Source organism: Luteibacter sp. P4_D7_3 (genome assembly GCF_056401735.1).
The window spans coordinates 1-26,269 of record NZ_JBFUIT010000004.1; the positions used below are offsets into that span (position 1 = coordinate 1).

Annotated in this window: 26 protein-coding genes; 12 read left to right on the top strand and 14 right to left on the bottom strand. The window is 64.2% G+C overall.

All coding sequences use genetic code 11. The annotated features are described in order from the left end of the window. The coding region (locus AC1DSN_RS00940; protein ID WP_477329269.1) for a hypothetical protein at window positions 1–280 on the top strand (280 nt) is incomplete at its 5' end. A 9-nt stretch (window positions 281–289) separates the two neighbouring features. Here AC1DSN_RS00940 and AC1DSN_RS00945 read toward each other — a convergent pair. Beyond that, window positions 290–562 (bottom strand): hypothetical protein, encoded by a 273-nt coding sequence (locus AC1DSN_RS00945; protein WP_157504006.1) that lies wholly within the window; start codon window positions 560–562, stop codon window positions 290–292. A gap of 73 nt (window positions 563–635) precedes the next feature. On the opposite strand from AC1DSN_RS00945, the gene wrbA reads away from it, so the two are divergent. Beyond that, a complete protein-coding gene (wrbA, locus tag AC1DSN_RS00950; protein ID WP_477296581.1) occupies window positions 636–1,235 on the top strand; it encodes an NAD(P)H:quinone oxidoreductase in 600 nt (199 codons plus the stop codon). A gap of 3 nt (window positions 1,236–1,238) precedes the next feature. On the opposite strand, the gene AC1DSN_RS00955 is transcribed toward wrbA, so the two are convergent. After that, window positions 1,239–1,835 carry a helix-turn-helix domain-containing protein gene (locus AC1DSN_RS00955; RefSeq protein ID WP_477296579.1) on the bottom strand — a complete coding sequence of 199 codons (597 nt, stop codon included), beginning with the start codon at window positions 1,833–1,835 and terminating at the stop codon, window positions 1,239–1,241. A gap of 333 nt (window positions 1,836–2,168) precedes the next feature. Between AC1DSN_RS00955 and AC1DSN_RS00960 the strand changes: the two genes are divergently transcribed. The 5 genes from AC1DSN_RS00960 (at window position 2,169) to AC1DSN_RS00980 (ending at window position 6,643) form a co-directional block, all read left to right on the top strand. After that, complete coding sequence (locus AC1DSN_RS00960; RefSeq protein WP_477296577.1) at window positions 2,169–4,034, top strand: PAS domain-containing sensor histidine kinase; 1,866 nt, start codon at window positions 2,169–2,171, stop codon at window positions 4,032–4,034. 5 nt (window positions 4,035–4,039) lie between these two features. After that, complete coding sequence (locus tag AC1DSN_RS00965; protein WP_213949651.1) at window positions 4,040–4,672, top strand: response regulator transcription factor; 633 nt, start codon at window positions 4,040–4,042, stop codon at window positions 4,670–4,672. A gap of 117 nt (window positions 4,673–4,789) precedes the next feature. Then, complete coding sequence (locus AC1DSN_RS00970) at window positions 4,790–5,164, top strand: response regulator transcription factor (protein WP_197478547.1); 375 nt, start codon at window positions 4,790–4,792, stop codon at window positions 5,162–5,164. Window positions 5,165–5,281: 117 nt separating this feature from the next. Then, window positions 5,282–6,055, top strand: coding sequence for a YdcF family protein (locus tag AC1DSN_RS00975; RefSeq protein WP_063574166.1), 774 nt, complete (start codon window positions 5,282–5,284; stop codon window positions 6,053–6,055). A gap of 60 nt (window positions 6,056–6,115) precedes the next feature. Continuing rightward, window positions 6,116–6,643 carry a hypothetical protein gene (locus AC1DSN_RS00980; RefSeq protein WP_213949547.1) on the top strand — a complete coding sequence of 176 codons (528 nt, stop codon included), beginning with the start codon at window positions 6,116–6,118 and terminating at the stop codon, window positions 6,641–6,643. A 66-nt stretch (window positions 6,644–6,709) separates the two neighbouring features. Here the strand turns inward: AC1DSN_RS00980 and AC1DSN_RS00985 are convergent, their stop codons facing one another. Further along, complete coding sequence (locus AC1DSN_RS00985; protein WP_046980384.1) at window positions 6,710–7,168, bottom strand: PA2169 family four-helix-bundle protein; 459 nt, start codon at window positions 7,166–7,168, stop codon at window positions 6,710–6,712. 170 nt (window positions 7,169–7,338) lie between these two features. Here AC1DSN_RS00985 and AC1DSN_RS00990 point away from each other — a divergent pair, with 170 nt between their 5' ends. The 4 genes from AC1DSN_RS00990 to AC1DSN_RS01005 all read left to right on the top strand — a co-directional run bounded on the left by AC1DSN_RS00990 (window position 7,339) and on the right by AC1DSN_RS01005 (window position 13,001). Beyond that, on the top strand, window positions 7,339–8,154 hold the full coding sequence (locus tag AC1DSN_RS00990; protein WP_477329272.1) for an SDR family NAD(P)-dependent oxidoreductase: 816 nt from the start codon (window positions 7,339–7,341) through the stop codon (window positions 8,152–8,154). A 216-nt stretch (window positions 8,155–8,370) separates the two neighbouring features. Further along, window positions 8,371–10,710 (top strand): S9 family peptidase, encoded by a 2,340-nt coding sequence (locus AC1DSN_RS00995; RefSeq protein WP_477297852.1) that lies wholly within the window; start codon window positions 8,371–8,373, stop codon window positions 10,708–10,710. 286 nt (window positions 10,711–10,996) lie between these two features. Next, window positions 10,997–11,179, top strand: a complete 183-nt coding sequence (locus AC1DSN_RS01000; protein ID WP_213949550.1) for a hypothetical protein — start codon at window positions 10,997–10,999, stop codon at window positions 11,177–11,179. A 304-nt stretch (window positions 11,180–11,483) separates the two neighbouring features. Continuing rightward, a complete protein-coding gene (locus AC1DSN_RS01005; RefSeq protein ID WP_477293963.1) occupies window positions 11,484–13,001 on the top strand; it encodes an N-acetylmuramoyl-L-alanine amidase in 1,518 nt (505 codons plus the stop codon). 171 nt (window positions 13,002–13,172) lie between these two features. On the opposite strand, the gene msrB is transcribed toward AC1DSN_RS01005, so the two are convergent. The 4 genes from msrB to AC1DSN_RS01025 form a co-directional block, all read right to left on the bottom strand. After that, window positions 13,173–13,766, bottom strand: a complete 594-nt coding sequence (gene msrB, locus AC1DSN_RS01010) for a peptide-methionine (R)-S-oxide reductase MsrB (protein ID WP_063572005.1) — start codon at window positions 13,764–13,766, stop codon at window positions 13,173–13,175. Between the two features lie 82 nt (window positions 13,767–13,848). Further along, a complete protein-coding gene (locus tag AC1DSN_RS01015) occupies window positions 13,849–14,193 on the bottom strand; it encodes a glycine zipper 2TM domain-containing protein (protein ID WP_477293966.1) in 345 nt (114 codons plus the stop codon). Continuing rightward, a complete protein-coding gene (locus AC1DSN_RS01020) occupies window positions 14,190–15,137 on the bottom strand; it encodes a YihY/virulence factor BrkB family protein (RefSeq protein ID WP_477329274.1) in 948 nt (315 codons plus the stop codon). Before AC1DSN_RS01020 ends, AC1DSN_RS01015 begins: the two co-directional genes overlap by 4 nt. Before the next feature lie 159 nt (window positions 15,138–15,296). Further along, window positions 15,297–16,019 (bottom strand): HAD family hydrolase, encoded by a 723-nt coding sequence (locus AC1DSN_RS01025; RefSeq protein ID WP_477329276.1) that lies wholly within the window; start codon window positions 16,017–16,019, stop codon window positions 15,297–15,299. 95 nt (window positions 16,020–16,114) lie between these two features. On the opposite strand from AC1DSN_RS01025, the gene AC1DSN_RS01030 reads away from it, so the two are divergent. Beyond that, window positions 16,115–16,312, top strand: coding sequence for a CPXCG motif-containing cysteine-rich protein (locus tag AC1DSN_RS01030; protein WP_063572002.1), 198 nt, complete (start codon window positions 16,115–16,117; stop codon window positions 16,310–16,312). A gap of 602 nt (window positions 16,313–16,914) precedes the next feature. Here AC1DSN_RS01030 and AC1DSN_RS01035 read toward each other — a convergent pair. The 7 genes from AC1DSN_RS01035 to AC1DSN_RS01065 all read right to left on the bottom strand — a co-directional run bounded on the left by AC1DSN_RS01035 (window position 16,915) and on the right by AC1DSN_RS01065 (window position 26,267). Then, entirely contained in the window at window positions 16,915–18,249 is a 1,335-nt protein-coding gene (locus AC1DSN_RS01035; RefSeq protein ID WP_477329277.1) for a carbohydrate porin, read from the bottom strand. A gap of 116 nt (window positions 18,250–18,365) precedes the next feature. Continuing rightward, a complete protein-coding gene (locus AC1DSN_RS01040; RefSeq protein ID WP_477329279.1) occupies window positions 18,366–19,889 on the bottom strand; it encodes a CoA-acylating methylmalonate-semialdehyde dehydrogenase in 1,524 nt (507 codons plus the stop codon). Between the two features lie 26 nt (window positions 19,890–19,915). Next, complete coding sequence (gene iolB, locus AC1DSN_RS01045; RefSeq protein WP_477293975.1) at window positions 19,916–20,713, bottom strand: 5-deoxy-glucuronate isomerase; 798 nt, start codon at window positions 20,711–20,713, stop codon at window positions 19,916–19,918. Then, entirely contained in the window at window positions 20,710–21,618 is a 909-nt protein-coding gene (gene iolE, locus AC1DSN_RS01050) for a myo-inosose-2 dehydratase (protein WP_477293976.1), read from the bottom strand. The genes iolB and iolE overlap by 4 nt, the downstream gene beginning before the upstream one ends. Then, window positions 21,615–23,498 (bottom strand): 3D-(3,5/4)-trihydroxycyclohexane-1,2-dione acylhydrolase (decyclizing), encoded by a 1,884-nt coding sequence (gene iolD, locus AC1DSN_RS01055; protein ID WP_477293978.1) that lies wholly within the window; start codon window positions 23,496–23,498, stop codon window positions 21,615–21,617. The genes iolE and iolD overlap by 4 nt, the downstream gene beginning before the upstream one ends. After that, window positions 23,495–25,465, bottom strand: coding sequence for a bifunctional 5-dehydro-2-deoxygluconokinase/5-dehydro-2-deoxyphosphogluconate aldolase (locus AC1DSN_RS01060; protein WP_213949556.1), 1,971 nt, complete (start codon window positions 25,463–25,465; stop codon window positions 23,495–23,497). The genes iolD and AC1DSN_RS01060 overlap by 4 nt, the downstream gene beginning before the upstream one ends. Before the next feature lie 13 nt (window positions 25,466–25,478). Further along, window positions 25,479–26,267, bottom strand: a complete 789-nt coding sequence (locus AC1DSN_RS01065; protein ID WP_477329281.1) for an ATP-binding cassette domain-containing protein — start codon at window positions 26,265–26,267, stop codon at window positions 25,479–25,481. Between the last annotated feature and the right edge of the window lie 2 nt (window positions 26,268–26,269).

A 26,269-nucleotide genomic window follows, 5' to 3' on the forward strand; every position in this document is an offset into this window, starting at 1 on the left:
GGATCATGCGTCCCTGCTGTCGCTCTACAAAGCGCTGCTTTGCCTGCGCCGTGACAGTCGCGCGCTGAGCGTCGGTAGCTTTCGGCTGCTCGCCGTCGATGACGCCGTGATGGTGTACGAACGTTGCGATGGCGACGAGCGCTATGTCGTGGCGCTCAATTTCACCGACGGCGAGAGGCTGTTGCCCTTGCCCGTGCCGGGGGCCGTGGTCATCTCGACCGTGGCAGGCTCGTCCCCGGCCTTGCTTCGCCCGGGGGAGGCGCGCGTCTACCGCGCCTGAGGGCGGTCGTCAGAACGCGCCGAACCCCACGGAAACCTCCAGACCCAGATCTATCTTTACGCCACGCAAAAAGGCGAGCACTTCCTCGTAGCGTCCGGACGCCACCAGGACCTCGGCCGTTTGCAGGTCCAGGTGCTCGATGGGGTCGTTGCGGTACCAGGCGATCCGACGGGCTTCGTCCGGCTCGACGCGCGCGGCTTCTCGCAGCACCTTCCAGGCGTGTGACTTCCGCGCCGGCCCATCGGCGGCGGAGCGAATATCGACAATCTGTGCGTACGACATACCCATAACCTCACCTCGACAGCCAGCGTGCCTATCTTTCCCTTCCCGATTCTTTCGCAGAGGAGTTACCCCGATGGCAAAAGTCCTCGTTCTCTACTACTCGGCGTACGGCCATATCGAAAAAATGGCCAACGCCGTGGCTGAAGGCGCTCGGGACGCCGGCGCGCACGTCGATATTAAACGCGTGCCCGAAACCGTCCCCGACGATGTTGCCAAAAGCGCGCACTTCAAACTCGACCAACCTGCACCCATCGCGCGCGTCGACGAACTGGAAGCCTACGATGCGATCATCATCGGCACCGGTACCCGTTACGGCCGCATGACCTCGCAGATGGCCAGCTTCCTCGACCAGACCGGTCCGTTGTGGGCGCGTGGTGCGCTCAACGGCAAGATCGGTGGCGCGTTCGCTTCGACGGCGACGCAGCACGGTGGCCAGGAAACGACCCTGTTCTCGATCATCACCAACCTGTTTCATCTGGGTCTGATTCCGGTGGGCCTGCCCTACAGTTTCCAGGGACAGATGAAGCTGGACGAGATCACGGGTGGTACGCCTTACGGAGCTACGACCATTGCAGGCAGCGACGGTTCCCGTCAGGTCTCCGACAACGAACTGGCTGGTGCACGTTTCCAGGGCAAACACATTGCCGAGGTCGCGACGAAGCTGTTCGGTTGACGATTACGCTTCCTGCCACTGCGAACGCCGCCAATGACTCGGGCTCTGCCCGACGAGGCGGCGGAACAGGTTGCACAGGTGGGCCTGGTCCGAAAGGCCGCAGGCAAGGGCGATCTGGCTGAGCGGTTCGCGGGTTTGCAGCATCAGGGTCTGCGCCCGCTCGACGCGGCGACGCATGATGTAGGCGTGCGGCGGATCGCCGAAGGTGTCCTTGAACGCCCGACAGAAATAACTGCTCGACAGACCGGCGATCGTGGCCAGATGGTCGATGGTGATCGCGAAACCGAGGTTTTCCTCGACGTGGCTCGCGACACGACGTGCCTGCCATGGGGCGAGGCCGGCACCGACGCGGCGGCGTGCCGAGCTGGCGGTTTCCGCGTGGATTTCCTCGCGATCGAGGAGGGCGGCGACACGTGCGACACACGCGCGGGTCGTGGCCAGATCGGTCTCGACGGCGGTGAGGGCCTGCTCGAGCAGGCGGGTGACCGTCGGTTCCTGCTCGGCAGCGGGGGCATCGATGGCGAAGGGCGCAAGGGCATGCATGGCCTCGGTGGTGCGCGCACCACCGGTCCCGGCGAACGTGTTGGTTTCGTATCGCATCAGCGTGAGCTCCACGGCAACGGGCGTGGGCGGTCTGCCCACACTTGCAGCCTAGTCGCGATGCGGGGGTGTACTGAATTCTACAAAGGGACTGTAAAGCTCATACCAAAGGGTTAAACCCTCCCTTGTCGGAATATCTTGTAGCTGTCGTGCCGTAATGGTCAAAAACCATCACCGGCGTGCAAGACGATCTGACGTCATTCGGCCACGCTTCAGGCCGAATCTGCACAAGACGATCGGGCCGAGCCACCTTCGATGCCACCTTACCGACCCCTCCAAGCCAGCGCCGGCGGTTCCCTCATCGGGCCACGCCGGGCCGTGGCCGGTTTATTGATGACGGCGGGCGCCCTGCTGTCGCTGGCCGTCTTCCTGGTCGACACCTTTACTCCGCTGCAAGGCGCCGTGGCCGTGGTGTACCTGGTCGTGGTGTTGCTGGTGGCGGCCAGTGGCAGCCGTCGTGCCATTGGTGGGGCCGCCTTCGGTTGCATGGGGCTGACCCTCGTGTCCTTCGTCCGTGGTCACGGCTGGCCCGGCCTGGACGCGGCCATGTTGCGTTGCCTGGTCAGCCTCTCGGCGATCGCCATCACGGCGGTGCTGTCGCTACGGGCACGCGACCGCATGGCGACGATCGCCGGGCAGGCCCGGCTCATCGAACTGACCCACGATTCGATCTACGTGCGCGACATGGACGATGTCATCGTGCTGTGGAATTCCGGCGCCGAGCAGCTCTACGGCTGGACGGCGAGCGAAGCCATGGGGCATCGCGCCAGCGACCTGCTCGGCACCACGTTGCCGGGCCATCACACCGTCGTGGACGCCGCGCTGTTCAGTGCCGGGCGCTGGGAGGGCGAGGTGACGCAGCGTCATCGGGATGGCCGCCTTGTCATCGTAGCCGCCCGTTGCGCGCTGTTACGCGACGATCGCGGCAAGGCGCGGGTGATCCTCGAGGCGGGAACCGACGTCACTGCCCGCCGTGCGGCGGATGCGGCCTTGAGCGAAAGCGAGGGCCGCTATCGCAGCATGTTCGAAAAGGCCCGGTTTTCTTTCTGGGAAGAGGACTGGACCCAGGTCATGGCCCGTATCGCCCAGCTGCGCGAGGAGGGTATGGTCGACCTCGCGGCTTACCTTCAGGCCCATCCGGCGTTCGTCCGCGAATGCTGCGAACTCACCCAGGTGACCGACGTCAACGACGCCACCGTTCGCATGCTTGGCGCACCTTGCCGCGAAGACCTGCTCGGGCCGCTGGACCGGTTTCTGCCCGCCACGGATACGACATTCGGCCGGGTGATACTGACCATTGCGCAAGGCGGCGGCGTGGCGGAAGGTGAAACGCATATCGCCAATCTCAAGGGTGAGCGGCTTACCGTGCTGTTCGCCCTGAACATGCCGCTGGGTCCGACGCGCTTCGATCGTGTCCTGGTCAGCGTGGTCGACATCACCGACCGCAAACGGGCTGAGCGCGCGCTGATGGCCGTGCAGTCGGAGCTTGCCCAGGCCGCGCGAGTGACGGCGCTCGGCGAGATGAGCGCCTCGATTGCGCACGAAGTGAACCAGCCGCTGGCCGCCATCGTCACCCATGGCGAAGCCAGCCTGCGCTGGCTTCGCCGCCAGGAGCCAAACTTTCAGGAAGCCTGCGACGCGATCGAGCGGGTGGTTCGTGATGCACGCCGGGCGAGTGAGGTCGTGCACCGCGTACGCAGCCTGGCCAGCAAGGAACCACGCCAGCACGTGCTCGTCGATCTCGGCGCCCTGGTTGCCGAATGCGCGCTGCTACTGGAGGGGGAGATGGCTCAGCATCACGTCATGCTGAGTGTCGACATAGCTCCCGAAGCTCCCTTGCCCCGCGGCGACCGCGTGCAATTGCAGCAGGTGGTGCTGAACCTGATGGGTAACGCAATCCGCGCGATGTCCGCCGTCGAGGGAACGCGCTCGCTGGTCCTGCGTGCCCGGGCCGATGGCGAGGAAGGCATCCTGGTCGAGGTGGAAGACAGCGGCACCGGCATTCCCGAGGATATCGCCGCCCATCTTTTCGACGCGTTCGTGACGACGCGCGGTGGCGGTATGGGCATGGGCCTTGCCATTTGCCGGTCGACGGTCGAATCTCACGGGGGGCGCCTCTGGGCGACGAACCGACCGGAAGGCGGGGCGACCTTCCATTTCACGCTGCCGGTCACGGTAGCCGAGGAGGCTGGCGCGTGACCCGAATGCCGCTCCCCCTGACAACGGCGCAGGCGCCTGTCGTCTGCATCGTCGACGACGATGCCGCTGTGCGCGAAGCCCTGGATTCCCTGTTCCGTTCGGTCGGCCTCAACGTGGCCGCCTTCGGCAGCGCCGCTGACTTCCTCGCCCGCGAGAATGCCAACGCACCGGGCTGCCTCGTGCTGGATGTCCGCCTGCCCGGCGTTAACGGTCTGGATTTCCAGGCCCAGCTGGCGGCCATGGACAACCGCCTTCCCATCGTTTTCATGACCGGGCACGGCGACATTCCCATGTCGGTGCGGGCGATGAAGGCCGGAGCGCTCGACTTTCTCTCCAAGCCCTTTCGCGACCAGGACATGCTCGATGCGGTGAGCATGGCGATCGAGCGTGATGCCGCCGGGCGTCGTGAGGCCGACGCCATCGGGGCCCTGCGCCGGGCCTATGCCTCACTCACCCCCCGGGAGCGCGAGGTGATGCACCATGTCACGGCGGGCCTGATGAACAAGCAGGTCGGCGGCTTGCTTGGCCTGTCCGAGATCACCGTGAAGATCCACCGCGGCAACGTGATGCGCAAAATGGCCGCCCGCTCACTGGCTGAGCTGGTGCGCCAGGCTGAGGCCCTCGCTACGCACCCTTGAAGCCAAGGGGTGACAGACCGCACACCTCCGTATGATTCCCAACCTGGGGCCGGGCGCGCACTGTAGGCCGGCACGATGGTGCTGGATGAGGACGACAGCTTGGCCGCGAACAGGATTGTGGCGATCGTAGACGACGACGAAGCGGTCCGACTGGCGACCGCCAGCCTCGTGCGGTCGCTGGGACACGAAGTGCGAGGCTTTGCTTCCGCTGAAGATTTCCTCCGCCCCGGTGGCGACGAAGGCATCGACTGCCTTGTTAGCGATGTCCATATGCCGGGGATCGATGGCACCGCCTTGCAGCGCCGCCTGATTGAACGTGGCCGCACCTATCCGATCGTCTTCGTCTCGGGCTTCCTCGACGAGGCCGTGCGCGAGAGCGTCATGGCGGCGGGTGCGTTCTGTTACCTCGGCAAGCCCTTCCACGGCGACACGCTGGTGACCTGCCTGGAACAGGCGTTGTCCCGGTCGCGTAACGTATCGCGCCCCCTGTAGGAGCCGATTCATCGGCGAATGGGTGCTTGCCTCAGTCTGGCCCGCTGCCGCGGGATCGCCGATGAATCGGCTCCTACGGGGTGGAGCGGTCATGCGCATCCGGTTACGCTCGGCGGCATGACACTTATCCTCTTCCTGCTCCTGCTGCTCATCGCCCTCGTTCTGCTCTGGCGCCGTCGTCCACGCGCTGGATCGGCGTGGCTGGTCATCGGTATCGCCTGGCTGTTTTTCGCTGGCTGCGGTCCGCTGACCGGCATGCTGCTGGGCAACCTGCAGTCCGGTTTCGCGCCGGACATCGCCCATTGGGGCCAGCGCAACGTCATCATCCTGCTCGGTGCGGGTACCGTGCGTAGCGGCGCAGGGGCGATCGAGCCCAGCCTCTACGCGAACGGCCGTATCCTGCGGGCCGCCGAACTCTATCGCTCGTGCAAGGCCACCGGCGGCGATTGCAAGGTGGAAGTGAGCGGCGGCGATGCCATGAAGCTCAAGCAGGCCGAAGCGGATGTCTACGCGATCTCGCTGGACCGGCTCGGTGTGCCGCGTGCGGACATGATTCTCGAAGCGCAGAGCATGAACACCTTCCAGAATGCGCAGTTCACCAAGCCCTTGTTGATGAGCTACGGTGCCGACAAGGTGGTGCTGGTCTCTTCCGCGGTGCACCTGAAACGGGCCGTGTTGTACTTCGCGCACTTCGCCATTCATGGCGAACCTGTGCGCGGCGACTATGTCACGGCGCGCTACGACTGGCTGCCGGGCTCGGACAACCTCTCCTACGCGGACTTCGCCATTCACGAGTACGTCGGCATTGCTCGATACCACTTCTATAACGCCATGGGCTGGAACGTGCCGAAGATTCCTGAAGAAAGCGTGACCGCGCAGACACATACGTAACAATTGCCGCTTTATGCTGCCACACCGTCCGCCACGGACAGCGAACCTCAGGAGATGCCCGTGAAGTCTCGTTACATCCTTGCCGCACTGCTCGCTACCGCTGCTGTCGCCCCGGCGGCTGTTTTCGCCCAGCAGGCCGCTCCGGCCGAGCAGCCCGCGCCTGCCGCCAATCCTGCCTCGCAGATTCCCGCAGCGGACAAGCAGGCCATCCAGAACTACAACCTCAACGACGACGTGTTCACCCGCATCGTCAAGGTCTCGCAGGAAGCAAAGAAGGAAGGCATCAAGCCGAAGGATGCCAAGACCGATTTCTCGAAGATCCATTCGCTCGACGATCTCGCCGCGCAGGTGACCGCCGCCGATCCGCGCATTGAGCCCTTGATCAAGAAGTACGGCTTCACCCCGCGTGAGTTCCTGCTCGCCAACCTGGCCGTGACCAATGCGGCCATCGCGTCGGAAGCGAAAAACAATCCGCAGATGGCGGCGTATGTCGACCAGTCGAAGGTGAACCAGAAGAACGTGGCCTTCTACGAGTCGCACAAGGCGCAGATCAACGCCCTGATGAACGAAGACGCGACCGGTAACTGATCCGCCGCTCGCACAAAAAAAGGGCGAGACCTCACGGTCTCGCCCTTTTTTTAATCACTTGAGATCTTAGTGCGTACCGTGCAGCGCGTGCTTCAGGTCGCGCATCTGATCGTGGCCACTCTTCACCGAGACATAGGCCTCGTTGATCAGCGAACGCGTGCCGGCGGTGACGTCGGTATCCTTCAGGGCGTCTTCGTACTTCGCCTTGATGTGGTCTTCGCCGCGCTCGACTTCGTCGACAATGGCAGTGTCGTCCTTCGAGCTCATCTTGGCGCGCAGCTCAACGAACATGCGATGGGCCTTGGCCAGAACGGTGCCGTCATCTTCCGGCGTGCCGCCGAGCGAGCTGACCTGCTGCTGCAGGCGCTGTGCCACCTGGCGACGCTCGGCAGCGCGGCTCTGGAACGATGCGGCATAACGGGTGTTGTCGGCATCTTTTGCCGCCTCGCCATAGCCTTCGGCGCTGTCGATCGTGGTCTCGATAAGGCCGTTGAGAACCTTGATGTCGTGGTCGGTGCTGGTCATGGTGGTGGCTCCTTGGGTGACTCACGGTGAGTCGTTCGGGGACATCAAGCTTCGCCGCGAAGGGGTGCACGGATTCGTGAAATAAGCGTCGCGCAGACCAACACACCCAGACGCTGTTCATGCTCATGCGGTGCATACTCAACGTTCACGACACACACGGAATACCGTTCATGGCATCGAATCGTCGTCGCGCGCTCGTCACCGGCGCCTCAGCCGGCATCGGCGAAGCCTTCGCCCGGGAACTGGCTCGTCGCGGCCACGACCTCGTCCTCACGGCCCGTCGTGCGGACCGTCTCGAAGCGCTCGCGACCGAACTACGCGACAGCTATGGCATCGACGCCATCGTCGCGCCGCTCGATCTGTCGCGTACCGATGGTCCCGAAGCACTCGTGGCGGCCCTCGATGCCCAGGGCCTGACCATCGATGTGCTGATCAACAACGCGGGCTACGGCGTCACCGGCTATCTCGAAGAGCAGCCCTGGGCGACGCATGCTGCCTTCATCCAGGTATTGATGACGGCGCCGACCGAGCTGGCCTACCGTTTGATTCCCGGCATGAAGTCGCGCGGTTACGGTCGCATCGTTAACGTCGCGTCGCTGGCCGGCCATGTTCCGGGTTCCGCAGGGCACACGCTTTATGCGGCGTCGAAGGCCTACCTGATCAAGTTCTCGCAGTCGCTGGCGCTCGAAGGCAAGGCCAGCGGCGTGCACACCACGGCGGTGTGTCCCGGCTTCACGTATTCGGAGTTTCACGACGTGACGGGCTCGCGCAATCTCGTCTCGAAGATGCCAGGTTTCATGTGGATGGACGCCCCGACCGTGGCCCGGCAGGGCATGGACGCGGTGGAGGCCGGCAAGGCGGTCTACGTGAACGGCGGGGTGAACCGGGCGATCAAGGCCCTGTTCAAGCTGATGCCGGACGCCCTGGCCCTGAAAATGATCGAAAGGCAAGGCAAGCGGTACCGATCGGGGCCTCATTCCGGGTAACTCGCCGCCGCCAACGGTTGTGGGAGCCGATTCATCGGCGATCCCGCGGCAGCGGGCCCGGTTACGACAAGCACCCGATCGCCGATGAATCGGCTCCTACAGGGGTGCTGCCCGGTCGACCCGTGACCTCTGGCATAGGCCGCCGGGGCCGCCTGGGGCTAGCCTCGTCCGGTTTGCGGCGCTTTCCGCGCCGCGTTGCCGTCACGGGGACCATCGATGTCGATCAAACGTAACGCGGCGCTGTCCGGCGCCGTCCTCCTTGGCCTGATCGGGGCCACCGCCTCCGCGCAGACCGTCACCACCGACGATTACCGCCGCGCGGACTCGTTCCTCGGCACCAATACGGCGCCACTGGTGGACCATTCGGTCTCCCGCGTCACGTGGGTCGACGACACCCATTTCTGGTATCGCGACCACGACAAGGACGGTGACCAGTTCATCACGGTCGACGCCTCGACCGGTCAGGCGACGCGCGCATTCGACCGCGACAAGGTGGCCGCGGCGCTGTCGACGTCCACGGGCAAAAAGGTCGATGCAACCAAGCTGCCGGTGACCGCATTCACGGTGCGCCCGGACGGCACCCTCGATATCACCTCGCATGGCAAGCACTACCTCTGCGACAAGGCCGCCGACAAGTGCGACCTGGCGGCGGTGAAGAAAGATGCCAACGGCAAGGCGTACGGCGAAGAGCCGGGTCTGGTCTCGCCGGATGGCAAGTCCGAAGCCTTCGTGCGCGACTGGAATCTCTGGGTGCGCGACGTGGCCAGCGGTGCGGAAACGCAGCTGACCACCAACGGCGTCAAGGATTACGGTTACGCCACCGACAACGCTGGCTGGAAGCACACCGACGAGGCCATCGGCGTGTGGTCGCCGGACTCGACGAAGTTCGCCACGTTCCAGCAGGACCAGCGCAAGACCGGCGAAATGACCCTCGTCAGCACCAACGTCGGCCACCCCAAGGTCGATACCTGGAAGTACCCGCTGCCGGGCGACAAGGACGTCACGATGATCGAGCGCGTCGTCATCGACGTGCCGACGAAGAAGACCGTGCGCTTCAAGATGCCGGCCGACCAGCATCGCTCGACGATCTGCGACGACGTGTCGTGCAGCCCGGGCCTGTGGGACGACGTGCGTTGGGCCGCCGACGGCAAGAGCATCGCCTTCGTCTCCACCTCGCGTGACCACAAGCAGGAATGGTTCCGCGTGGCGAACCCGGAAACGGGTGACGTGCGCGAGGTCTTCGGCGAGAAAGCGAAGACCTACTTCGAAAGCGGCAACGACATGGTCAACTGGCAGTACGTGCCCGAGACCGACGAAGTGATCTGGTTCTCCGAGCGGAGCAACTGGGGCCACCTCTACATGTACAGCCTGAAGACCGGCAAGCTCGAACACCAGATCACCACCGGCGACTGGAACGTCACCCAGGTGCTGCACATCGATGCGAAGACGAAAACGATCTGGTTCCGCGGCGTGGGTCGTGAGAAGGGTGTCGATCCGTACTACCAGTCGTTCTACAAGGTGGGTTTCGACGGCAAGGGCCTGACTCTGCTCACCCCGGAAAAGATGGACCATTCGGTCTCGATGTCGAAGGACGGCACGTACTTCTTCGACGCGTATTCGACCATCGAGACACCGCCGGTCGCCGTGGTCCGCCGCGCCGATACCGGTGCGACGGTGAAGGAAATCGCCCATGGCGATATCTCGCGCCTGAAGGCCACCGGCTGGATTCCGCCCACCGCTTTCACGGTGAAGGCGCGTGACGGCAAGACGGACCTCTACGGCCAGATGTTCAAGCCGACGAAGTTCGACCCGTCGAAGAAGTACCCGCTCGTCGTTTACATCTATCCGGGCCCGCAGGTCGGCTCGGTGCGCTCGCGCAGCTTCGTGGCATCGCACGGCGACAACCAGTCACTGGCCGAGCTCGGCTTCGTGGTCATCGCGGTCGACGGCATGGGTACGCCGCTCCGTTCGAAGGCGTTCCACGACGCGTACTTCGAAAACATCGGCGACAACACGCTGCCCGACCAGGTCGCGGCGGTGAAGGAGCTGACCAAGAAGTACAGCTGGCTCGACGCCGACAAGGTCGGCATCTGGGGTCATTCCGGCGGCGGCAACGCCACGGCGACCGCCATGTTCCGCTATGCGGACGTGTTCAAGGTCGGTATCTCGGAGTCGGGCAACCACGACAACCGCAACTACGAAGATGACTGGGCGGAGAAGTGGCAGGGCCTGCTGGTCACCGACAAGGACGGCAAGTCCAACTACGACGACCAGGCCAACCAGAAGTGGGCCGCGGGCCTCAAGGGCCACCTGATGATCGCCCACGGTACGTTCGACGACAACGTGCCGCCGTACGAGTCCCTGCTCGTGGTCGATGCGCTGATCAAGGCGAACAAGGACTTCGACCTGGTGATGATCCCGAATGCGCACCATGGTTACGGCGCCGCTACCACGTACATGACGCGTCGCCGCTGGGACTACTTCGTGCGCAATCTCGCCGGCGGCACGCCGCCGAAGGAATACCAGCTCACGCCGATGACGCCGCCCGGCGGCTGATGGCCAGCACAGGTTGGTGAACGACGAAGGCCCCGCTGCGAAGCGGGGCCTTTTTTTTAGACATTTCTCATATTGACCCGGTCTTTACGGAAGGCGTACGATCCCCGCGCCGACCGTGTGGTCGGTCTTTCACTCAAGTGGAACCCATGGATAGTTATCCGAGTCGACAGGCGATCGCGAATCTCGCGTTTGTGATCGCCCCCAACGTGCATGTCCGCGCGCAAGGCGTGGGCGAGATCCGTCACGGGTAACTCGCTCACCTCCGGCCGTGGGCTGGAGGTGTGCCATGTTCAAGATTCTTGTTTCCCTGTTCGCCCTGCGGGGCGCTTTCGGCGGCGTCGCAGCGAAAGCCTATTCCGTGCATGTGCCTTCCCGCAGCGATGGTCTTCGTCGCAGCGGGCTGCATTGCGTGTGGCGGCGCGACGCATCGTCGGGGCAGCTTCGTAGCTACTGGTCCGGATCGGACTGATATGGCGTTTGAGCAAAGCATCGCCGATGAATCGGCTCCTACCGAGCGGGGCGCGCTCTGCCTGGTAGGAGCCGATTCATCGGCGATGGGTGCTCGCCGTAATGCTTCCAAGCCGCATACGCGACGCCCTCCCGCGACCGCGTCCCCCGCATCGACCATGCCCACTCTGACACTGCTGTCAGCAGACACTCATGCAATGAACGGACACATCCTCGACCACGGCGCGGGCCGCGGCGACTGATCGTCGAAGGACCCTCCCGCGACGATGAGTGGGCCGCAATCCGCGGCCTTACGGGTGACGTGAATGAACCTCTTGCAAGCCATAGGAGCGCTTAGGCGGCGCAGGCTCAGCACGATGATCTTTGCCTTGGTGACGGCGTGCGTATCGATGGACGTGGGTGCGGCTACCCTGGCTGAGATGTCGCCAGAAGAGCGGACGCTCCTGGTTAGTCAGATGAACGCCTCGGTGAAAGCGGTCGGCGATAAGGGCTTCTTCTACTACGAAGACCCATTACCGGTTACTGCTTTGGTAAGCCTCGACATCGACAACAACGTTGTCGTGATTGATCTGGATGAGAGGATCGGGCCACGAGCTCAGCGATCCGAGACGGAAGACTTCCTCGATACGATTCGTTTCTCGATTCTGGAGCACTACGATCGGATCGAGGGGATGATGGGAATAAGATTTCTCTTCGGCGGAAAGCCTTCAACTCACTGGTTTCCCGAGCCGGCGCAAGACGAACCTGATGACGACCCGCTCGTCCGACCGACGCAGCGTGCCACAGCGCCCGTTGTCGCCATTTCGCCGGGTCACGGTCTTTACTATCACCACGGCTTCAAAGACTGGCGCCCTCACCGTGAAACAGTCAACGGAGTTCTCGAAGACGACATAACGCCCGTCATGGCCGGTCAGCTCGCCTCGGCACTACAGCGCGACGGCGTGACAGTGCACAACATTCGGCCGGAGGGCAACGTGTTGAGTCACAGGCCAAGCGGTCAGCCGTGGTGGCGACTCGGGGCTAGATATCAGCTCGAAGAAAAGCTCCCGGATCATCCGGAAATATGGCATGCCTTCCAGGGAGCGGACCACGCGCTTCGTGAACGGGATGAGGATCTTCGAAGCCGTCCCCTTTATGCCAACTTCCTTGGCGCCGACGCCTTCTTGCACGTTCATACGAATGCACACGACACATCAAGACCGCGCGGTGCACAAGCGGTCATCCAGGAACGCGCTCCGGATCGAAAGCTGGCCGTCAATATCCTCTGCAGCATGCGGGAACTGATTCATTCGAAGGATGAATTCAGCACGTACCCCATCCCGTCGAAGCCGATGCCTCTCGTTGGCAAAGGCGAGAACAAACACGCCAAGATGCCGTCCGTGATCGTCGAGGTCGGCTTCCACACGAATCCCGAGGATGCGCTTCTGCTTCGCAATAGCGAGTTCCAGGGTCTCGCCATGAGAGGCGTTGCGAAGGGCTACCGCTTGTTCCGCGAAGGCAAACCTTGCGAGGATTTCTCGGTCAAGCCCGTACTGCAAGCCTTTGGTCGCGTTGGGTATGACGTGCACCTTCCGGTCGAGTTGGCGGGCAATCCAGCCTTTCCTATTCACGTAACGTCGCGGGCCTTGAACTGCTCGGGACGCAATTGCCATTCGAGGTCGGCGAGCTTGTTCAGTCAGGCCGATGTTGAAAAACACAGGGTCCAGTACCTGTGTACCCGCGATGATATTGGCAAGCCGCTTGCGGAGATTTCGGTCGAAGCGAGAGACGCAGATGGCGTTGTGGCGAAGCCCACTGTCTATAAAGTTGCTTGCGGCCGATGAGCGTAGTTGTGTGGCTCACGTGCATGACTTAGCTTGTGACGAACGACGGGGAGGCCTCGCTGCGAAGCGAGGTCTTTTTCTTGTGTCAAGAATGTGGGAGCCGCTTCAGCGGCGAATGCCAGGTCGCCTCAACCCATCGCCGGCATAGCCGGCTCCCACAACGAGCCGCCTCTACGCCGCATACGCGACAAACGTCATCGCCACCGCATTCATGCAGTAGCGCAGCCCGGTCGGATCCGGGCCGTCGTCGAACACATGCCCGAGATGCGCATCGCAACGCGCGCACTTCACCTCGGTGCGCTCCTCGATCAGACTGCGGTCGGTGTTCTGCGCGATGTTCCGCTTCGAAATCGGCTGGTAGAAGCTCGGCCAGCCTGTGCCGGATTCGAACTTCGTCGCCGAGTCGTATAAGGCCGTATCGCAACAGATACAGCGGTACAGCCCGTTGGCGTGGCTTTCGTAGACCTTGCCGCCGCTATACGGCGCTTCGGTGCCCGCTTCACGGGTGACGTAATACGACTGCGTGCTGAGCTTCTCCTTCCATTGCTCCTCGGTCATCACGACGCGGGGCAGGGAACGGGTGTCGATCAGCTTCTTGTTCGCGCCGAACTCGTCCAGCGTCACGTTACCGCCCTTGGGCCGTGGCGCGTCAGCAGCCATGGCGGGGCGCATGCCGCGCAGGATGAAGGGCAGGGAGATCGACGCGACCGCGGTCGCGGCGAAGACACCCAGGAAGCGGCGGCGGTCGGGGTCGGTGCTGCGCATGGAGCCTCCGTAAGCAGGGAAGGGCGCGAGATCGCGCCCTTCCCACTAAGACCGGGGTTTCTGCCTAAGGCTTACAGCGGCCTCAATCGTTCACCCAGTGGCACTCGCGGTGGGTCTCATAGGTCGCGTTGTTGTTCTGGTGGGCTTTCTGAACCTGGTTGCCTACGACGCCGCCCGCAACGGCGCCACCCACGGTGGCCACGGTCTTGCCCTTGCCGTGGCCGACCTGGTTGCCCAGAAGGCCGCCCGCGACGGCGCCGATGGCCGTGCCGGCCACCCGGTGGTCGTCACTGGAGTTGATCTGCTTGGTTTCGACGTCGCGGCACTCCTGGTGCTGACTGCGGTGCTGGGCCTGGGCCGGCGGGGCAGACACGGCAACGCCGGTGGCGAGTGCGAATGCCGCAGCGGCGAGCAGATGGGTCTTCATGGCAGGTCCTCCTTCTCGGTGGCCTTCAGGGATACCGCCGCTACCGTGACGGGTGGGTCAATAGGCGCCTGGTCGGGCGATTTGGTCGACATCGCGTATGGCCGCGGTTTAATCGGCGTGCCACGGGCCTCCGCCACGGCCTCGGTCAGCTCCGCGCCGAGCAGCAGGATCAACGCCGAGTAATAGACCCAGACCAGCAGCACCACGACGCCGCCGGCCGGACCGTAGGGGCCGCCCACATTGCTGCGTTCCAGATAGATGCCGATGGCGAACTTGCCGATGGCGAAGAGCACGGCGGTCAGGCTGGCGCCGATCATGGCATCGCGCCATTCGATCACCGCATCCGGCAGCACCTTGTAGATGGCGCCGAAGATCAGCACGAACACGCCAAAGGAGATGACCATCTCCAACACGTTCCAGCCTGTCGTCCCGCCGCGCACGAAGACGGCGATCATGGCGCTGGCCGAAAATGAGATCACCAGCAGGAAGGCCAGGGAGAGGAGGAGGCCCAGCGCATGAAGGCGTGCGCGCAGCCAGCCGAGAATCGCGTGGCTGGCCTTGCCCGGACGCGGCTGCAGGCTCCACACGCGGTTGAKGGCGCCCTGGAGCTGGGCGAAGACGGCTGAGGCACCGACCAGGGTCACGCCCAGGCCGATCACGCCGGCCATGCTGCCAACACTGGGCTTCTGCTTGGCATTCTCGATCACCAGACGCACGGCCTCGGAGGCCCGCGCCCCGACCAGCCCGTTGAGGCTGTCGATCAGCTGCGCCTGCCATTCCGGGCGGAGTGAGGCCACCACCCAAAGCAGGAGTACCAGCAGGGGCGCGAACGACAGCGCGGAATAGAAGGCCAGGGCTGCCGCCCGGGTCATGAGCTCGTCGTCGCTGAAGCCCTTCGCCGTGGTGCGGACCACGGTCAAGCCGAGTTTTAGCCTTGAATGCACGCGTCGGTCTCCGTTTTCTCGCTGGCAAGCCCAGCTTCGCGGTGGCAACGCGAAAATCGCGTGGAGTGGCACCTGAGCTCGTGTGGGAGCCGATTCATCGGCGATCCCGCGGCAGCGGGCCCGGTCGTGGCGAGCACCCGTTCGCCGATGAATCGGCTCCTACAAGGAGCGCGGGTCGGGGGCGGTGTGCATTCGGGCGATGGCGCCCGGGATGCCCTCGGCGCCCTTCACCTCGATCACGCGCTCGTTCATGGCGAAGTCGGTGTCGGTCTCATACGACCAGGTGCTGTGGTAAGGCATGTAAACGCCCCAGCCGCCGAGTTCGACGACCGGCGCGATGTCCGAACGCAGCGAGTTGCCGACCATGGCGAAACGGTCCGGAGTGACATCGAACTCGCGGAACAGCCGTGCGTAGGCGGCAGGGTCTTTTTCCGAGACGATCTCAATGCGGTGGAAGACGTCGGCGAGGCCGCAGCGGGCTACCTTGTATTCCTGGTGGAAGAGGTCGCCCTTCGTGATGAGGACCACGCGATGGTCGCGGGCCACGGTTTCGACCGCCTCACGAATACCCGGCAGCAGCTCGACCGGGTGAGCGAGTACGTCCTTGCCCAGGCGCACGATGCGATGGATGTCCTGGGCCTCCACACGGCCTTCGGTGAGCTCGATGGCCGATTCGATCATCGACAGCGTCATGCCCTTGGCACCGTAGCCGAACAGCTTGATATTGCCGCGTTCGGTGTCGAGCAGGGCCTCGCGAAGGCCCTCACGGCCGAGGTCGATATAACGTCCGAGGATGGCCTCGAACTCGTCCTGCGCACGGTCGTAGAACTCCTGGCTGTGCCAGAGCGTATCGTCGCCGTCGAAGCCGACCAGGTCGATCATGGGTGCAAGATCCGGAGTTTGGCGGTGGGGTAGGATAGCGCGAGCATCCATTCGCCGATGAATCGGCTCCTACGAAGCGCGCTACGAGAAACACCATGCCCGGCTATGAATTCACCGACATCGCTTGCCCGTACTGCGGCGAAACCATCGAGGTCGCTGTCGATACATCGGGCGGCAGCCAGACCTATATCGAGGATTGCCAGGTGTGCTGCCGGCCGATCGTGATGCGGCTGGTGGTGGATGAGGGGGACGAGAGTTTCGACCTGACCGCGTCGGCCGAGAATGATGGGTGATCGTGCGGAACTCGCCTCGAGGGTGGACACCAAGGTCTCTCACGACGATACGGTCAGCTGGAGGGAGAGCCGTTGGGCGTGGGTGCTGCCGCCGAAGCTGGCCGGTACGGCGGTCGTGCTGATACGTCATTTACGGCGCGGCGAGCGTTTTCCTCGCCGCTGCGCTGACTCGCACGGATGATCTCGGCACGCTGGGGTCGACCGTTTGGCGATGGCGATGGCGATGGCAAGGAGCCAGCAGCCGAAGCGGCGTTGGTTCGTCGGCTCGACCCACACGAACCTCAGGGATGGGAAGAGTCTTCGGTGCCCACCCTCGAGGCGAGTTCCGCACAAGTGGAGCGGCCGCAGGCCAAATAAGTACACGGCCGCGCAGCGGCCTTTCCGGTACGAAACGCGGAGGACGTGTCTGAGCAGCGAGGGTGGGCACCGAAGGCTCTGCGCCGCTACGCCTGCGCACCGAAGGCTCTGCGCCGCCACGTCTACACGCCGAAGGCTCTGCGCCTCACCGCCTTCGGCGTCCCCGGGATTCCGCGATGAACCAAAAAAAAGAGGCCCGGGTTTCCCCGAGCCTCTGACAAAACAAGCCTGAGCTTTTCTTCTTTTTAGAACGCGACGCTGGTCTTCAGACCAAGAACGAAAGCGTTGTTACGCTGGCTGCTGCCACCCGGATCCTGGATGTACTGGAGGTTCGGGCGGATCGCGATCGAGGGAATCGGCGACCAGCTGTAGAACACTTCAGACACACGCTCGTAGCCACGGTTGACGATCGTGTTCGAACCCGTGATCTCGTTGATCAGGCGCTGGTTCTTCGCGGCGTAACCACTGGCGTACGAACCACCGAAGGCGGCGCCGATGAAGTCGTTCGGGCGACCGAACGGGCCCTTGTACTCCATGCCGAGCGCGACCTGGTTGTTCGTGGCCGAGGTAGCGTGGTCGGCGGACGTGATGTTCAGGAACACCGTCGCGCCTTCACCGCCAGCCGTACCCGTGACCTGCTGCGAGAACGTGATCCACGCACCCTTGCGACCGTCGTGCTGCAGCGGCTGTGCACCGGTGAGCGCGATCGGCTCGTGGTTGGCGTCGAGGTAGAGATCGTTGCCGTGCGAGGTGTTGTACCAGACGCCGACGCGGTACGAACCCGGCAGACCGTTGACGGTCGGCTTCCAGCCGAACTCCAGCGGAATCAGCGCGCCGGTGGTGCCGCTCGGGAAGGCCGGCAGGAGGCCCTTCTCTTCGGCGTACGTGTCGTCGACGTACTTCGGGTTCACCTGGTAGCCGGCGATCTGCACCCAGGTGTTTTCGGACGTCGCATACTTCACGACCGCGGCCCACTGGCTGGTCGGCCAGTTGACCCAGTAGTCGCCCACGATATTACCCGGCTGGGCACCGCAGAACGTCAGGTTCTGGAAGTCGCACGAGAACTGGTTGACGTCTTCGCCCACTGGCAGACGACCCAGCTTCACGGTCAGGCGATCGTCCAGGAACTTCTGCTCGAGAGCGAAGATCGTCAGATGCCAGGTCTGGCCACGACCGTAGACTTCCTGAATGAGCTGGTTGTTGCCGATGTTTGCGTCGGCGCCGAKGTTGCGGCCGTTACGGTCGGTCACGACGATGGTGAACTTCGCACCATTCCAACCCCAGAGCTTCTGGAGATCGAATGAGGTGCCGAGCTTCCACTGGTCAGTGTAGCGGGTGATCTCGCGGTCACCACCGGAGTAGTTGTGCGCGAGTTCCGAGCCGTAGCCCAGATCGAAGGTGACGCCTTCATCGGCGAGACGCGAGCGGGTGCCGCCCCAATCACCGAAGAGGTACTTGCTGGTCGACATGTCGCTGAAGTCGGACTTCATCGTGTCGTCTGCGTGAGCGGCGGTAGCGCCGAGACCGAGGCAAGCGAGCATCAGACCGGCGAGGGGACGCTTAGAAAAATGATTGAGCATTTACCCTTCTCCCTGAAAAAATTTAAGCTTTTTAGTTTGTGGCTTTTGATTATTTAAGTTGCAACGCACAATACTCCCCGTGCATTCAACCGCCGCATTCTAGTGTTTTTGTCGTACTAATGTGTGGGCATCGCGAATTCCGCGCCAGCGCTTTCATCGTGGTTCAGCCAACGCTGTGTAACGGCCTTCTGTTTTGTGTAAAAGCGCACGGATTCAGGGCCGTGCGCGTGGTGATCTCCCATGAGACTCTTCTTCCATCCACCAAAGCTATGGAATGCCATGGGAACCGGGATGGGCACGTTCACGCCAATCATGCCTACCTGAACACGATGCGCAAATTCTCGCGCTATTTGTCCGTCGCGCGTGAAGATCGCCGTGCCATTACCATATTCATGTTCATCGACCAGCTTCAATGCACTGGCAAAATCAGGCACACGAACCACGCAAAGCACCGGGCCGAAAATCTCTTCTTTGTAAATACGCATGGCCGGTGTGACGCGGTCGAACAGCGTGCCACCGACGAAGAAGCCCTGCTCGCACCCGGCGACCTGATAGCCACGGCCATCCACGACGAGCTCGGCACCCGAGGCGACACCGTCGTCGATGTAGCCGGTGATGCGGTCCTTGTGGATACCGGTGACCACCGGACCCATCTCCACGGTTTCGTCCATGCCGTTGCCGATGCGCAACGCTTTCACGCGCGGTGCGAGCCGGGCCACCAATGCGTCCGCGGTCGCTTCACCGACGGCGACCGCGACCGAGATCGCCATGCAACGCTCGCCGGCGGCGCCGTAGCCCGCGCCGATCAGGGCATCGGCGGTCTTGTCCAGATCGGCATCCGGCATGATGACCATGTGGTTCTTCGCGCCACCGAGTGCCTGCACGCGCTTGCCCTGGGAGGTGCCGCGGGCATAGATGTATTCCGCGATCGGCGTCGAGCCGACGAAGCTCACCGCGCGCACCAGTTCGTGGTCGAGCAGCGCATCCACGGCGGTCTTGTCGCCGTTGACCACGTTGAACACGCCATCGGGAAGGCCGGCTTCCTTGAGCAGCTTGGCCAGTTCCACCGCGAGCGAGGGATCGCGCTCGGAGGGCTTGAGCACGAAGGTGTTGCCGCAGGCGATCGCCATCGGGAACATCCACATGGGCACCATCGCCGGGAAGTTGAACGGCGTGATGCCGACACAGACGCCGATGGCCTGGCGCATGGTCCAGGCATCGATGCCATTGGCGATCTGCTCGGTGTACTCGCCCTTGAGCAGTTCGGGGATGCCGCAGGCGTATTCGACCACTTCGAGGCCGCGCACGATTTCACCTTTCGCGTCGGACAGCACCTTGCCGTGCTCGGCGACGATGACGCGCGAGAGGCGGTCCATGTCGCGCTCGATCAGTTCCTTGAGGCGGAACATGACGCGCGCACGCTTGAGCGGAGGAAGCTGCGACCAGGCGGGGAACGCGGCATGCGCGGCGCGCACGGCATGGTCGACATCGGCGAYGGAGGCGAGATCGACCTCGGAAGCGACGACGCCGCGCGCCGGGTCGTAGACCGGCGCGGTGCCTGAGGGCGTACCGGCATACGGCTTGCCGGCGATGAAGTGACCGATGCGGGGGAGGGTGTCGCGGGAGGGCTGGGCGGACATGAGGTGGTTTCTCCGATCGCGGCGCCTCAGCGCGCGATCATCCATTCGTGGGCGGGATCGTTGCGGAAATGCCATTCGCGGCGGGGACCAGCCATGACATTGAGGTAGTAGCCGCGGTAGCCGTGCGGCATCACCACGGGGTGGTAGCCGCGCGGCACCATCACGACGTCGTGGTCGCCAACGGCCATCGATTCGTCGATGTCGCGATCGTCCGTGTAGACACGCTGGAAGGCGAAGCCCTGCGGCGGATCGATGCGGTGGTAGTAGGTCTCTTCGAGCACGCTTTCGTCGGGGAGGGCGTCGGTGTCGTGTTTGTGTGGCGGATAGCTGGAGGAGTGGCCGGCGGGCGTCAGCACTTCGACCACGAGCAGCGATTCGGCTTGCTCGGTCTCCGGCAGCACGTCGCACACGTAGCGCGTGTTGGCGCCGGTGCCGCGCACGGAGCGTTTCATCGAGCCGGGTTCGATCAGGCGGACGTCCAGGCGTCCACTGGCGGGTGCCGAGGCGATGGCGAGCTCCGCATCGGACTGCGCGGTCACCTTGTAGACCGACGACGGCGGCGCGTAGATGGCGTGGGTTGAGCGGGCTTCGAACACGCTCTCGCGCCCACCCAGGCCCTTCCAGTCATGGTCGCCGACGATGACGTCGACCGTGCCGGTAAGGATCACCAGGCAGCCTTCACGGTCGGCGGGCAAGGTGATCTCGGTCGTCTCGCCGGCAACGAGACGACGTGCCTCGAACCCGACGTGCTTCCAGTGGGCGGATTCCGGTGTGACGCGAACGATGGCCTCGCCCTTGGCGGCGGCCTTGACCAGCAGGCTCATGCGACCTCCCGCACCGGCACGCCATCGAGCAGCGAACGCAGCGTGTTGTAGCCTTTTTCGGCAAATTCGAAGCTGGGAGCGACGGAAGGATCCTGTTCGGCCTCGACGACCAGCCAACCCTTGTAGCCGTGGGTCTTCAGCCGGTCGATGATGCCGGCGAAATCGATACAGCCGTCACCCGGCACGGTAAAGGCACCGTTGAGCACGGATTCGAGGAAGGTCCAGTGGCGGTTGCGCGCCATGCGCACGATGCCGGGGCGTACGTCCTTGCAGTGGACATGGCAGATGCGGTCGATATGCCTGTTCAGGACAGTGAGTGGATCGCCGCCGCCGAAGTACGTGTGGCCGCTGTCGAAGAGAAGGCCCACGTCGTCGCCGGTGTTGGCCATGAGCTGGTCGACATCGTCGGGCGATTCCACATAGGCACCCATGTGGTGGTGGTACGCCAGGCGCACGCCACGGGAGAGCGTGAACGCCGCGAACTCGGTGAGGTTGTCGCCGTAACGCTTCCAGTCGTCCGCCGTACGGAAACGCGGACGCTTGTAGAGCGGATGCGGTTCGCCCTGGATGGCATCGGCCACCTCACCGTAGACCATGACCTTGCAGCCGTTCTCGGCGAGCAGGCGAAGGTGGGTCTCCACGGCGACGATCTCGTCCTTCGCCGGGCGCGCCGCGACGCGGCCGCTATACCAGCCGGAGACGACGTCGAGCCCGTAGCCGGCCATCAGGTCGCGCAACGCGGCGGGATCCTTCGGGAACTTGTTGCCGAGTTCGAAGCCTTCGTAACCGATGGCCTTGCCTTCACTGAGCGCCGTGGAAAGCGGTGTCTCGCCACCGAGCGACGGGAGGTCGTCGTTGCTCCAGGAGATCGGGTTGATGCCGATGCGGATGGGATCATTCTTCATGCTGGCGTGTTCCTGGCCTTGCGGCCCACGGTGGCGGATTCATAGCCCGCGCGCGCGTCGCGCACGGCTTCCCGCGTGGAAACTTCCGGCACCGCCACTTCCCACCATACGCCGCCTTCTTCGGTCGTGCGCGTGTGGTCGGTATCGATGCTGATGAGATAGGTACGGTCGGCGTCGCGTGCCCGCTCCATGGCCGCTTCGAGCCCGGCGATGTCGGCCACGTGCTCGGCGATGGCGCCAAGCGAACGGGCATGCGCCGCGAAGTCGATCATCGGCATGCCGTGGCCGCCTTGCAGGCAGTCGTCGAACATGTTGTTGAAGGGCGCGCTTCCGGTCGCCTGTTGCAGACGGTTGATGCAGCCGTAGCCGCGGTTGTCCAGCAGCACGATGATGAGCTTGGCGTCGAGCATCACCGAGGTGGCGATCTCCGAGTTCATCATCAGATAGCTGCCGTCACCGACCATGACGATGACTTCGCGCTCCGGCGCGGCCATCTTCGCGCCCAGGCCGCCGGCGATCTCGTAACCCATGCACGAGTAGCCGTATTCCATGTGATAGCCGCCCGGGGTTTCCGTGCGCCACAGCTTCTCGAGTTCGGCGGGCAGGGTGCCGGCGGCGCAGAGCACGATGTCGTTGACCGTCGACTGCGACGACGAGCGCTGCACCGCGCCGATCACTTCGCCGTCGTAAGGCAGGCGGCCCGGCGGTGCGCTGCGTTGTTCGGTGATGCGCGACACCACGTGCACCCACTCGCTGGCGGCATCGCGCGAACGCGTGGTCCAGGGACCGGGTGCGGCCCAGTCTTCGAGACCGAAGCTCAGGTCGTCGAGGACCTGGCGTGCATCGCCGATCACTTCGAGGCCTTCGCCCTTCAGTGCGTCGAACGCATTCACGTTCACCGAGAGAATGGGTACGTGCGAGAACAGGGCGTTCGAGCCCGTGGTGAAGTCCTGGAGACGCGTGCCCACCGCGATGATCAGGTCGGCATCGCGAAGCAGGGCATTGGCTGAGGATGACCCGGACACGCCGGCGGGCCCGAGGTGCAGGGGATGGTTCCAGGGTAAGGCGCCCTTGCCGGCCTGGGTCTCACACACCGGTACGCCGTGCTTGTCGGCGAAGTCGAGCAGCGCGTGCGAGGCCTTCGCATAAAGGACACCACCGCCGGCGATGATCACCGGGCGCTCCGAGGCTTCGATCGCGTCCAGTGCGTACATCAACTCGTCGTCGGTCGGTTGCGGTGCGCGGAAGACGATTTCGCGTGGCTCGAAGAACGAGATCGGAAAATCCCAGGCCTCGGCCTGCACGTCCTGCGGAAGGGCCAGTGTCACCGGCCCGCAGAGGGCGGGATCGGTCAGTGCTCGGATCGCGCGGGGCAGGGCGACGAGGAGTTGTTCCGGGCGGACGATGCGATCGAAGTAACGCGAGACCGGGCGCAGCGTGTCGTTGACCGACACCGTGCCGTCCGAGAAATCCTCGAGCTGCTGGAGTACCGGATCCGGCGCGCGGGAGACGAAGATGTCGCCTGGAAGCAGGAGTACCGGCAAACGGTTCACGTGGGCGAGCGCGGCCGCGGTGACGAGGTTGGTGGCACCGGGACCGATGGAGGTGGTCACGGCCATCATGCGGCGACGCATGTTCGTCTTCGCATAAGCGATGGCGGCATGCGCCATGGCCTGCTCGTTATGGGCGCGGTAGGTCGGCAGCTTGTCGCGGGCTTCGTACAGCGCTTCGCCGATGCCAGCCACGTTGCCRTGGCCGAAGATGGCGAAGACGCCGCCGAACAACGGCGCCGATTCATCGGAGTCCGCGTCGCGGCCGCGCAGGGCGGCCAGGTAACGGATCAGCGCCTGGGCGGTAGTAAGACGGATGGTTGCGCTCATGCGGCCGCGCCTTCCTTCATTCGCTGGTCCGGCGTGCGCCGTCCGTCGCGCCACAGCGCAATCATGCGTTCGAACGCGGCGCGGGCCTGCGCGACCAGGGTCGCGTCGTCGATCTTGCCGGCCAGCCAGGCCGAAGCGGGCTCGATGAAGAGCGTACGGCCCACGGCGAAGCCGCGCACCGTCGAGCTGTCGAGGGCGTCGGTAAAGCCGGCTGCCAGCGCTTCCACCGGCGCATTGAGGCCGAGCAGGAGCACGCCACGGCAGTAGGGATCCCGTTCGTGGATGAGCGCATCGATCGCACCCCAGGCCTCGCGACGCGGCGGACAGAGTTTCCACCAGTCCGGCCGGATGCCGAGGTTGTAGATACGCTTCATCGCGCGCAGCACCTGGTCGTCGCGGTGCGCGGCGTCCTTGCAGCCCGGCGGAATGACCTCGAGGAGCAGTTCGTGGCCGCTCACCTTTGCTGCGTCATACAGGGCCAGCAGCTGGGTCTCCTGCTCCACGCGGTGCATGGGGTCGGCGTCCGGATCGAAGGCGACCAGGCACTTGATGACGTGTTCCTTCGGCCAGCTCACCAGCTGCGTGCCGATGGAGCGGCCGCGTTCGAATTCGAGCGGGTTGGAGCCGGGGACTTCCACCGGACGACCGATCCACCAGCCACGGCCACTGGCGGAGTTCAGCGCGTCCTGGCCGTAACGGTCGTCGGCAAGCAGGCCGATGTGCCCGTGCAGCTGACCGGCGCGCTCCGTCGCGGCGACGGCCTCGACCAGCAGTTCCTTCAGCCGCGGAATGTTCGCCTCGTGACCGCCCACATCACGACTCAGTTCGAAGAACGGCGTGCGGTGGTCGAAGGCGAAGACGTAGAGATCGTCCCAGGTTTTGCGCGGCACCGAGGTGCGGTGCAGATGGGAAAGCTCCTTATCCAGGTCCGGTCGCGGGATACCGCCTTCACGGGCGAGGAAGGCATCCAGTTCGGCGCGGCTCGGCATGGCCGGCGCGCAACCGTGGCGAGATACGACGATGGCGCCGCAGGCATTGGCGAAGGCACAGGCACGCTCGATGCTCTCGCCACTCAGCCAGCCGGTGAGGAAGCCGGACAGGAAGGCATCGCCGGCGCCGAGCACGTTGAGCACCTCGACACGGCTGCCGCGATACGTTGGCGCATCGTCGATGCTCGCGGGAATGACGCCTTCAATGACGCTGCAACCGATGGCACCACGCTTGACCACCAGAGTGGCCGCAGTGATGCCGCGAACGGCACGCAGGGCGGCCATGAGGTCTTCGCTACCGCCGGCGATATGGAACTCTTCCTCCGTACCGACGATGAGATCGAAACCGGGAAGAATAGCCTGCAGGTGACGGGTGACGTGGTCGGCGGCGACGAAACGCTGTTCGCCTTCACCGCGGCCGGTCAGGCCCCAGAGCACGGGGCGGTAGTCGATATCCAGCACGGTGCGCACGTCGTGCTTGCGGGCCAGCTCGATCGCACGCGAGCTGGCCGCATGGACGCCCGGCTCGGAAAAGTGCGTACCGGTGATGGCGAGCGCCCGGCATGTCGCGATGAACGCTTCGTCGATATCGTCCGCGGTCAGCGCCATGTCCGCGCAGTTCTCGCGATAGAACAGCAACGGGAAGGTTTCACGATCCTTGATGCCGAGGATGGCCAGCGCGGTCAGGCGCTCATGGTCGATCCGGATCTGGCTGACATCACTGCCTTCGGCGGCCAGTGTCTCGGTGAGGAAGCGGCCCATGTGGTCGTCGCCGACGCGGGCGAGCATCGCCGAATGCATGCCCAGTCGGGCCGTTCCGAAGGCGACGTTGGCCGAGGAGCCGCCAAGGTACTTGGCGAAGCTGGTGACGTCTTCGAGGCGGGCGCCGATCTGTTGGGCGTAGAGGTCCACGGCGAGCCGGCCGAGGCAGGCGACGTCGATGGGGCGGGAGGGGGAACGGGGCAGGGGGCTTCGCATAAGGGTTCCGTAATCAGGCCGCGCGGCCTTCCAGTTCGTCGACCAGGCTCTGGATCTCGGTGCCGCCGGCCATCATGTCGAGCACGGCTTCCTTGGTGATGTCCTTCTTGGCGAAGGTACCCATGGACTGGCCGCGGTTGAGCAGCGTGAAGCTGTCGGCGATCGGATAAGCGTGGTGCACGTTATGCGTGATGAAGATCACCGAGATGCCACGCGCGCGTGCCTGATGGATGAGCTTGAGCACGTTGCAGGACTGCTTCACGCCGAGGGCGGCGGTGGGCTCGTCGAGAATGAGCACCTTGGCGCCGAAATGAATGGCGCGCGCGATGGCCAGGCACTGGCGCTCGCCACCGGACATCGTGCCAACGGGCTGGCTGGCGTCGCGCACGCGGATACCCATCTCGGCCAGCTTGTCGCGCGCGGTTTCGTTGGCGTAGTTCATGTCGATGACGGGGATGACGCCGAACAGCTTCTTCCGCGGTTCGCGACCGGCGAAGAAGTTGCGCGCCACGCTCATCAGGGGCACGAGCGCCAGATCCTGGTAGACCGTGGCGATACCGCGGTCGAGGGCTTCGCGCGGCGAGTTGAAACGCACTTCCTCGCCATCGACACGATACGAGCCCGAGCTCGGCTGATGCACGCCGGCCAGGGTCTTGATCAGGGTGGACTTGCCGGCACCGTTGTCGCCGAGCAGGCAGTGCACCTCGCCGCGCTTGAGGCGTAGCGTGACGCCCTGCAGGGCAATGACGGTACCGAAGAACTTGCTTACGTCGTCGAGCTCGAGGATGTAATCGTCGGYCATGG

Coding starts and splice junctions, on each gene's coding strand:
- AC1DSN_RS00945 (WP_157504006.1), bottom strand. CDS start 562: ATGTCGTACGCACAGATTGTCGATATTCGCTCCGCCGCCGATGGGCCG.
- wrbA (WP_477296581.1), top strand. CDS start 636: ATGGCAAAAGTCCTCGTTCTCTACTACTCGGCGTACGGCCATATCGAA.
- AC1DSN_RS00955 (WP_477296579.1), bottom strand. CDS start 1,835: ATGCGATACGAAACCAACACGTTCGCCGGGACCGGTGGTGCGCGCACC.
- AC1DSN_RS00960 (WP_477296577.1), top strand. CDS start 2,169: ATGACGGCGGGCGCCCTGCTGTCGCTGGCCGTCTTCCTGGTCGACACC.
- AC1DSN_RS00965 (WP_213949651.1), top strand. CDS start 4,040: ATGCCGCTCCCCCTGACAACGGCGCAGGCGCCTGTCGTCTGCATCGTC.
- AC1DSN_RS00975 (WP_063574166.1), top strand. CDS start 5,282: ATGACACTTATCCTCTTCCTGCTCCTGCTGCTCATCGCCCTCGTTCTG.
- AC1DSN_RS00985 (WP_046980384.1), bottom strand. CDS start 7,168: ATGACCAGCACCGACCACGACATCAAGGTTCTCAACGGCCTTATCGAG.
- AC1DSN_RS00990 (WP_477329272.1), top strand. CDS start 7,339: ATGGCATCGAATCGTCGTCGCGCGCTCGTCACCGGCGCCTCAGCCGGC.
- AC1DSN_RS00995 (WP_477297852.1), top strand. CDS start 8,371: ATGTCGATCAAACGTAACGCGGCGCTGTCCGGCGCCGTCCTCCTTGGC.
- AC1DSN_RS01000 (WP_213949550.1), top strand. CDS start 10,997: ATGTTCAAGATTCTTGTTTCCCTGTTCGCCCTGCGGGGCGCTTTCGGC.
- AC1DSN_RS01005 (WP_477293963.1), top strand. CDS start 11,484: ATGAACCTCTTGCAAGCCATAGGAGCGCTTAGGCGGCGCAGGCTCAGC.
- msrB (WP_063572005.1), bottom strand. CDS start 13,766: ATGCGCAGCACCGACCCCGACCGCCGCCGCTTCCTGGGTGTCTTCGCC.
- AC1DSN_RS01015 (WP_477293966.1), bottom strand. CDS start 14,193: ATGAAGACCCATCTGCTCGCCGCTGCGGCATTCGCACTCGCCACCGGC.
- AC1DSN_RS01025 (WP_477329276.1), bottom strand. CDS start 16,019: ATGATCGACCTGGTCGGCTTCGACGGCGACGATACGCTCTGGCACAGC.
- AC1DSN_RS01030 (WP_063572002.1), top strand. CDS start 16,115: ATGCCCGGCTATGAATTCACCGACATCGCTTGCCCGTACTGCGGCGAA.
- iolB (WP_477293975.1), bottom strand. CDS start 20,713: ATGAGCCTGCTGGTCAAGGCCGCCGCCAAGGGCGAGGCCATCGTTCGC.
- iolE (WP_477293976.1), bottom strand. CDS start 21,618: ATGAAGAATGATCCCATCCGCATCGGCATCAACCCGATCTCCTGGAGC.
- AC1DSN_RS01060 (WP_213949556.1), bottom strand. CDS start 25,465: ATGCGAAGCCCCCTGCCCCGTTCCCCCTCCCGCCCCATCGACGTCGCC.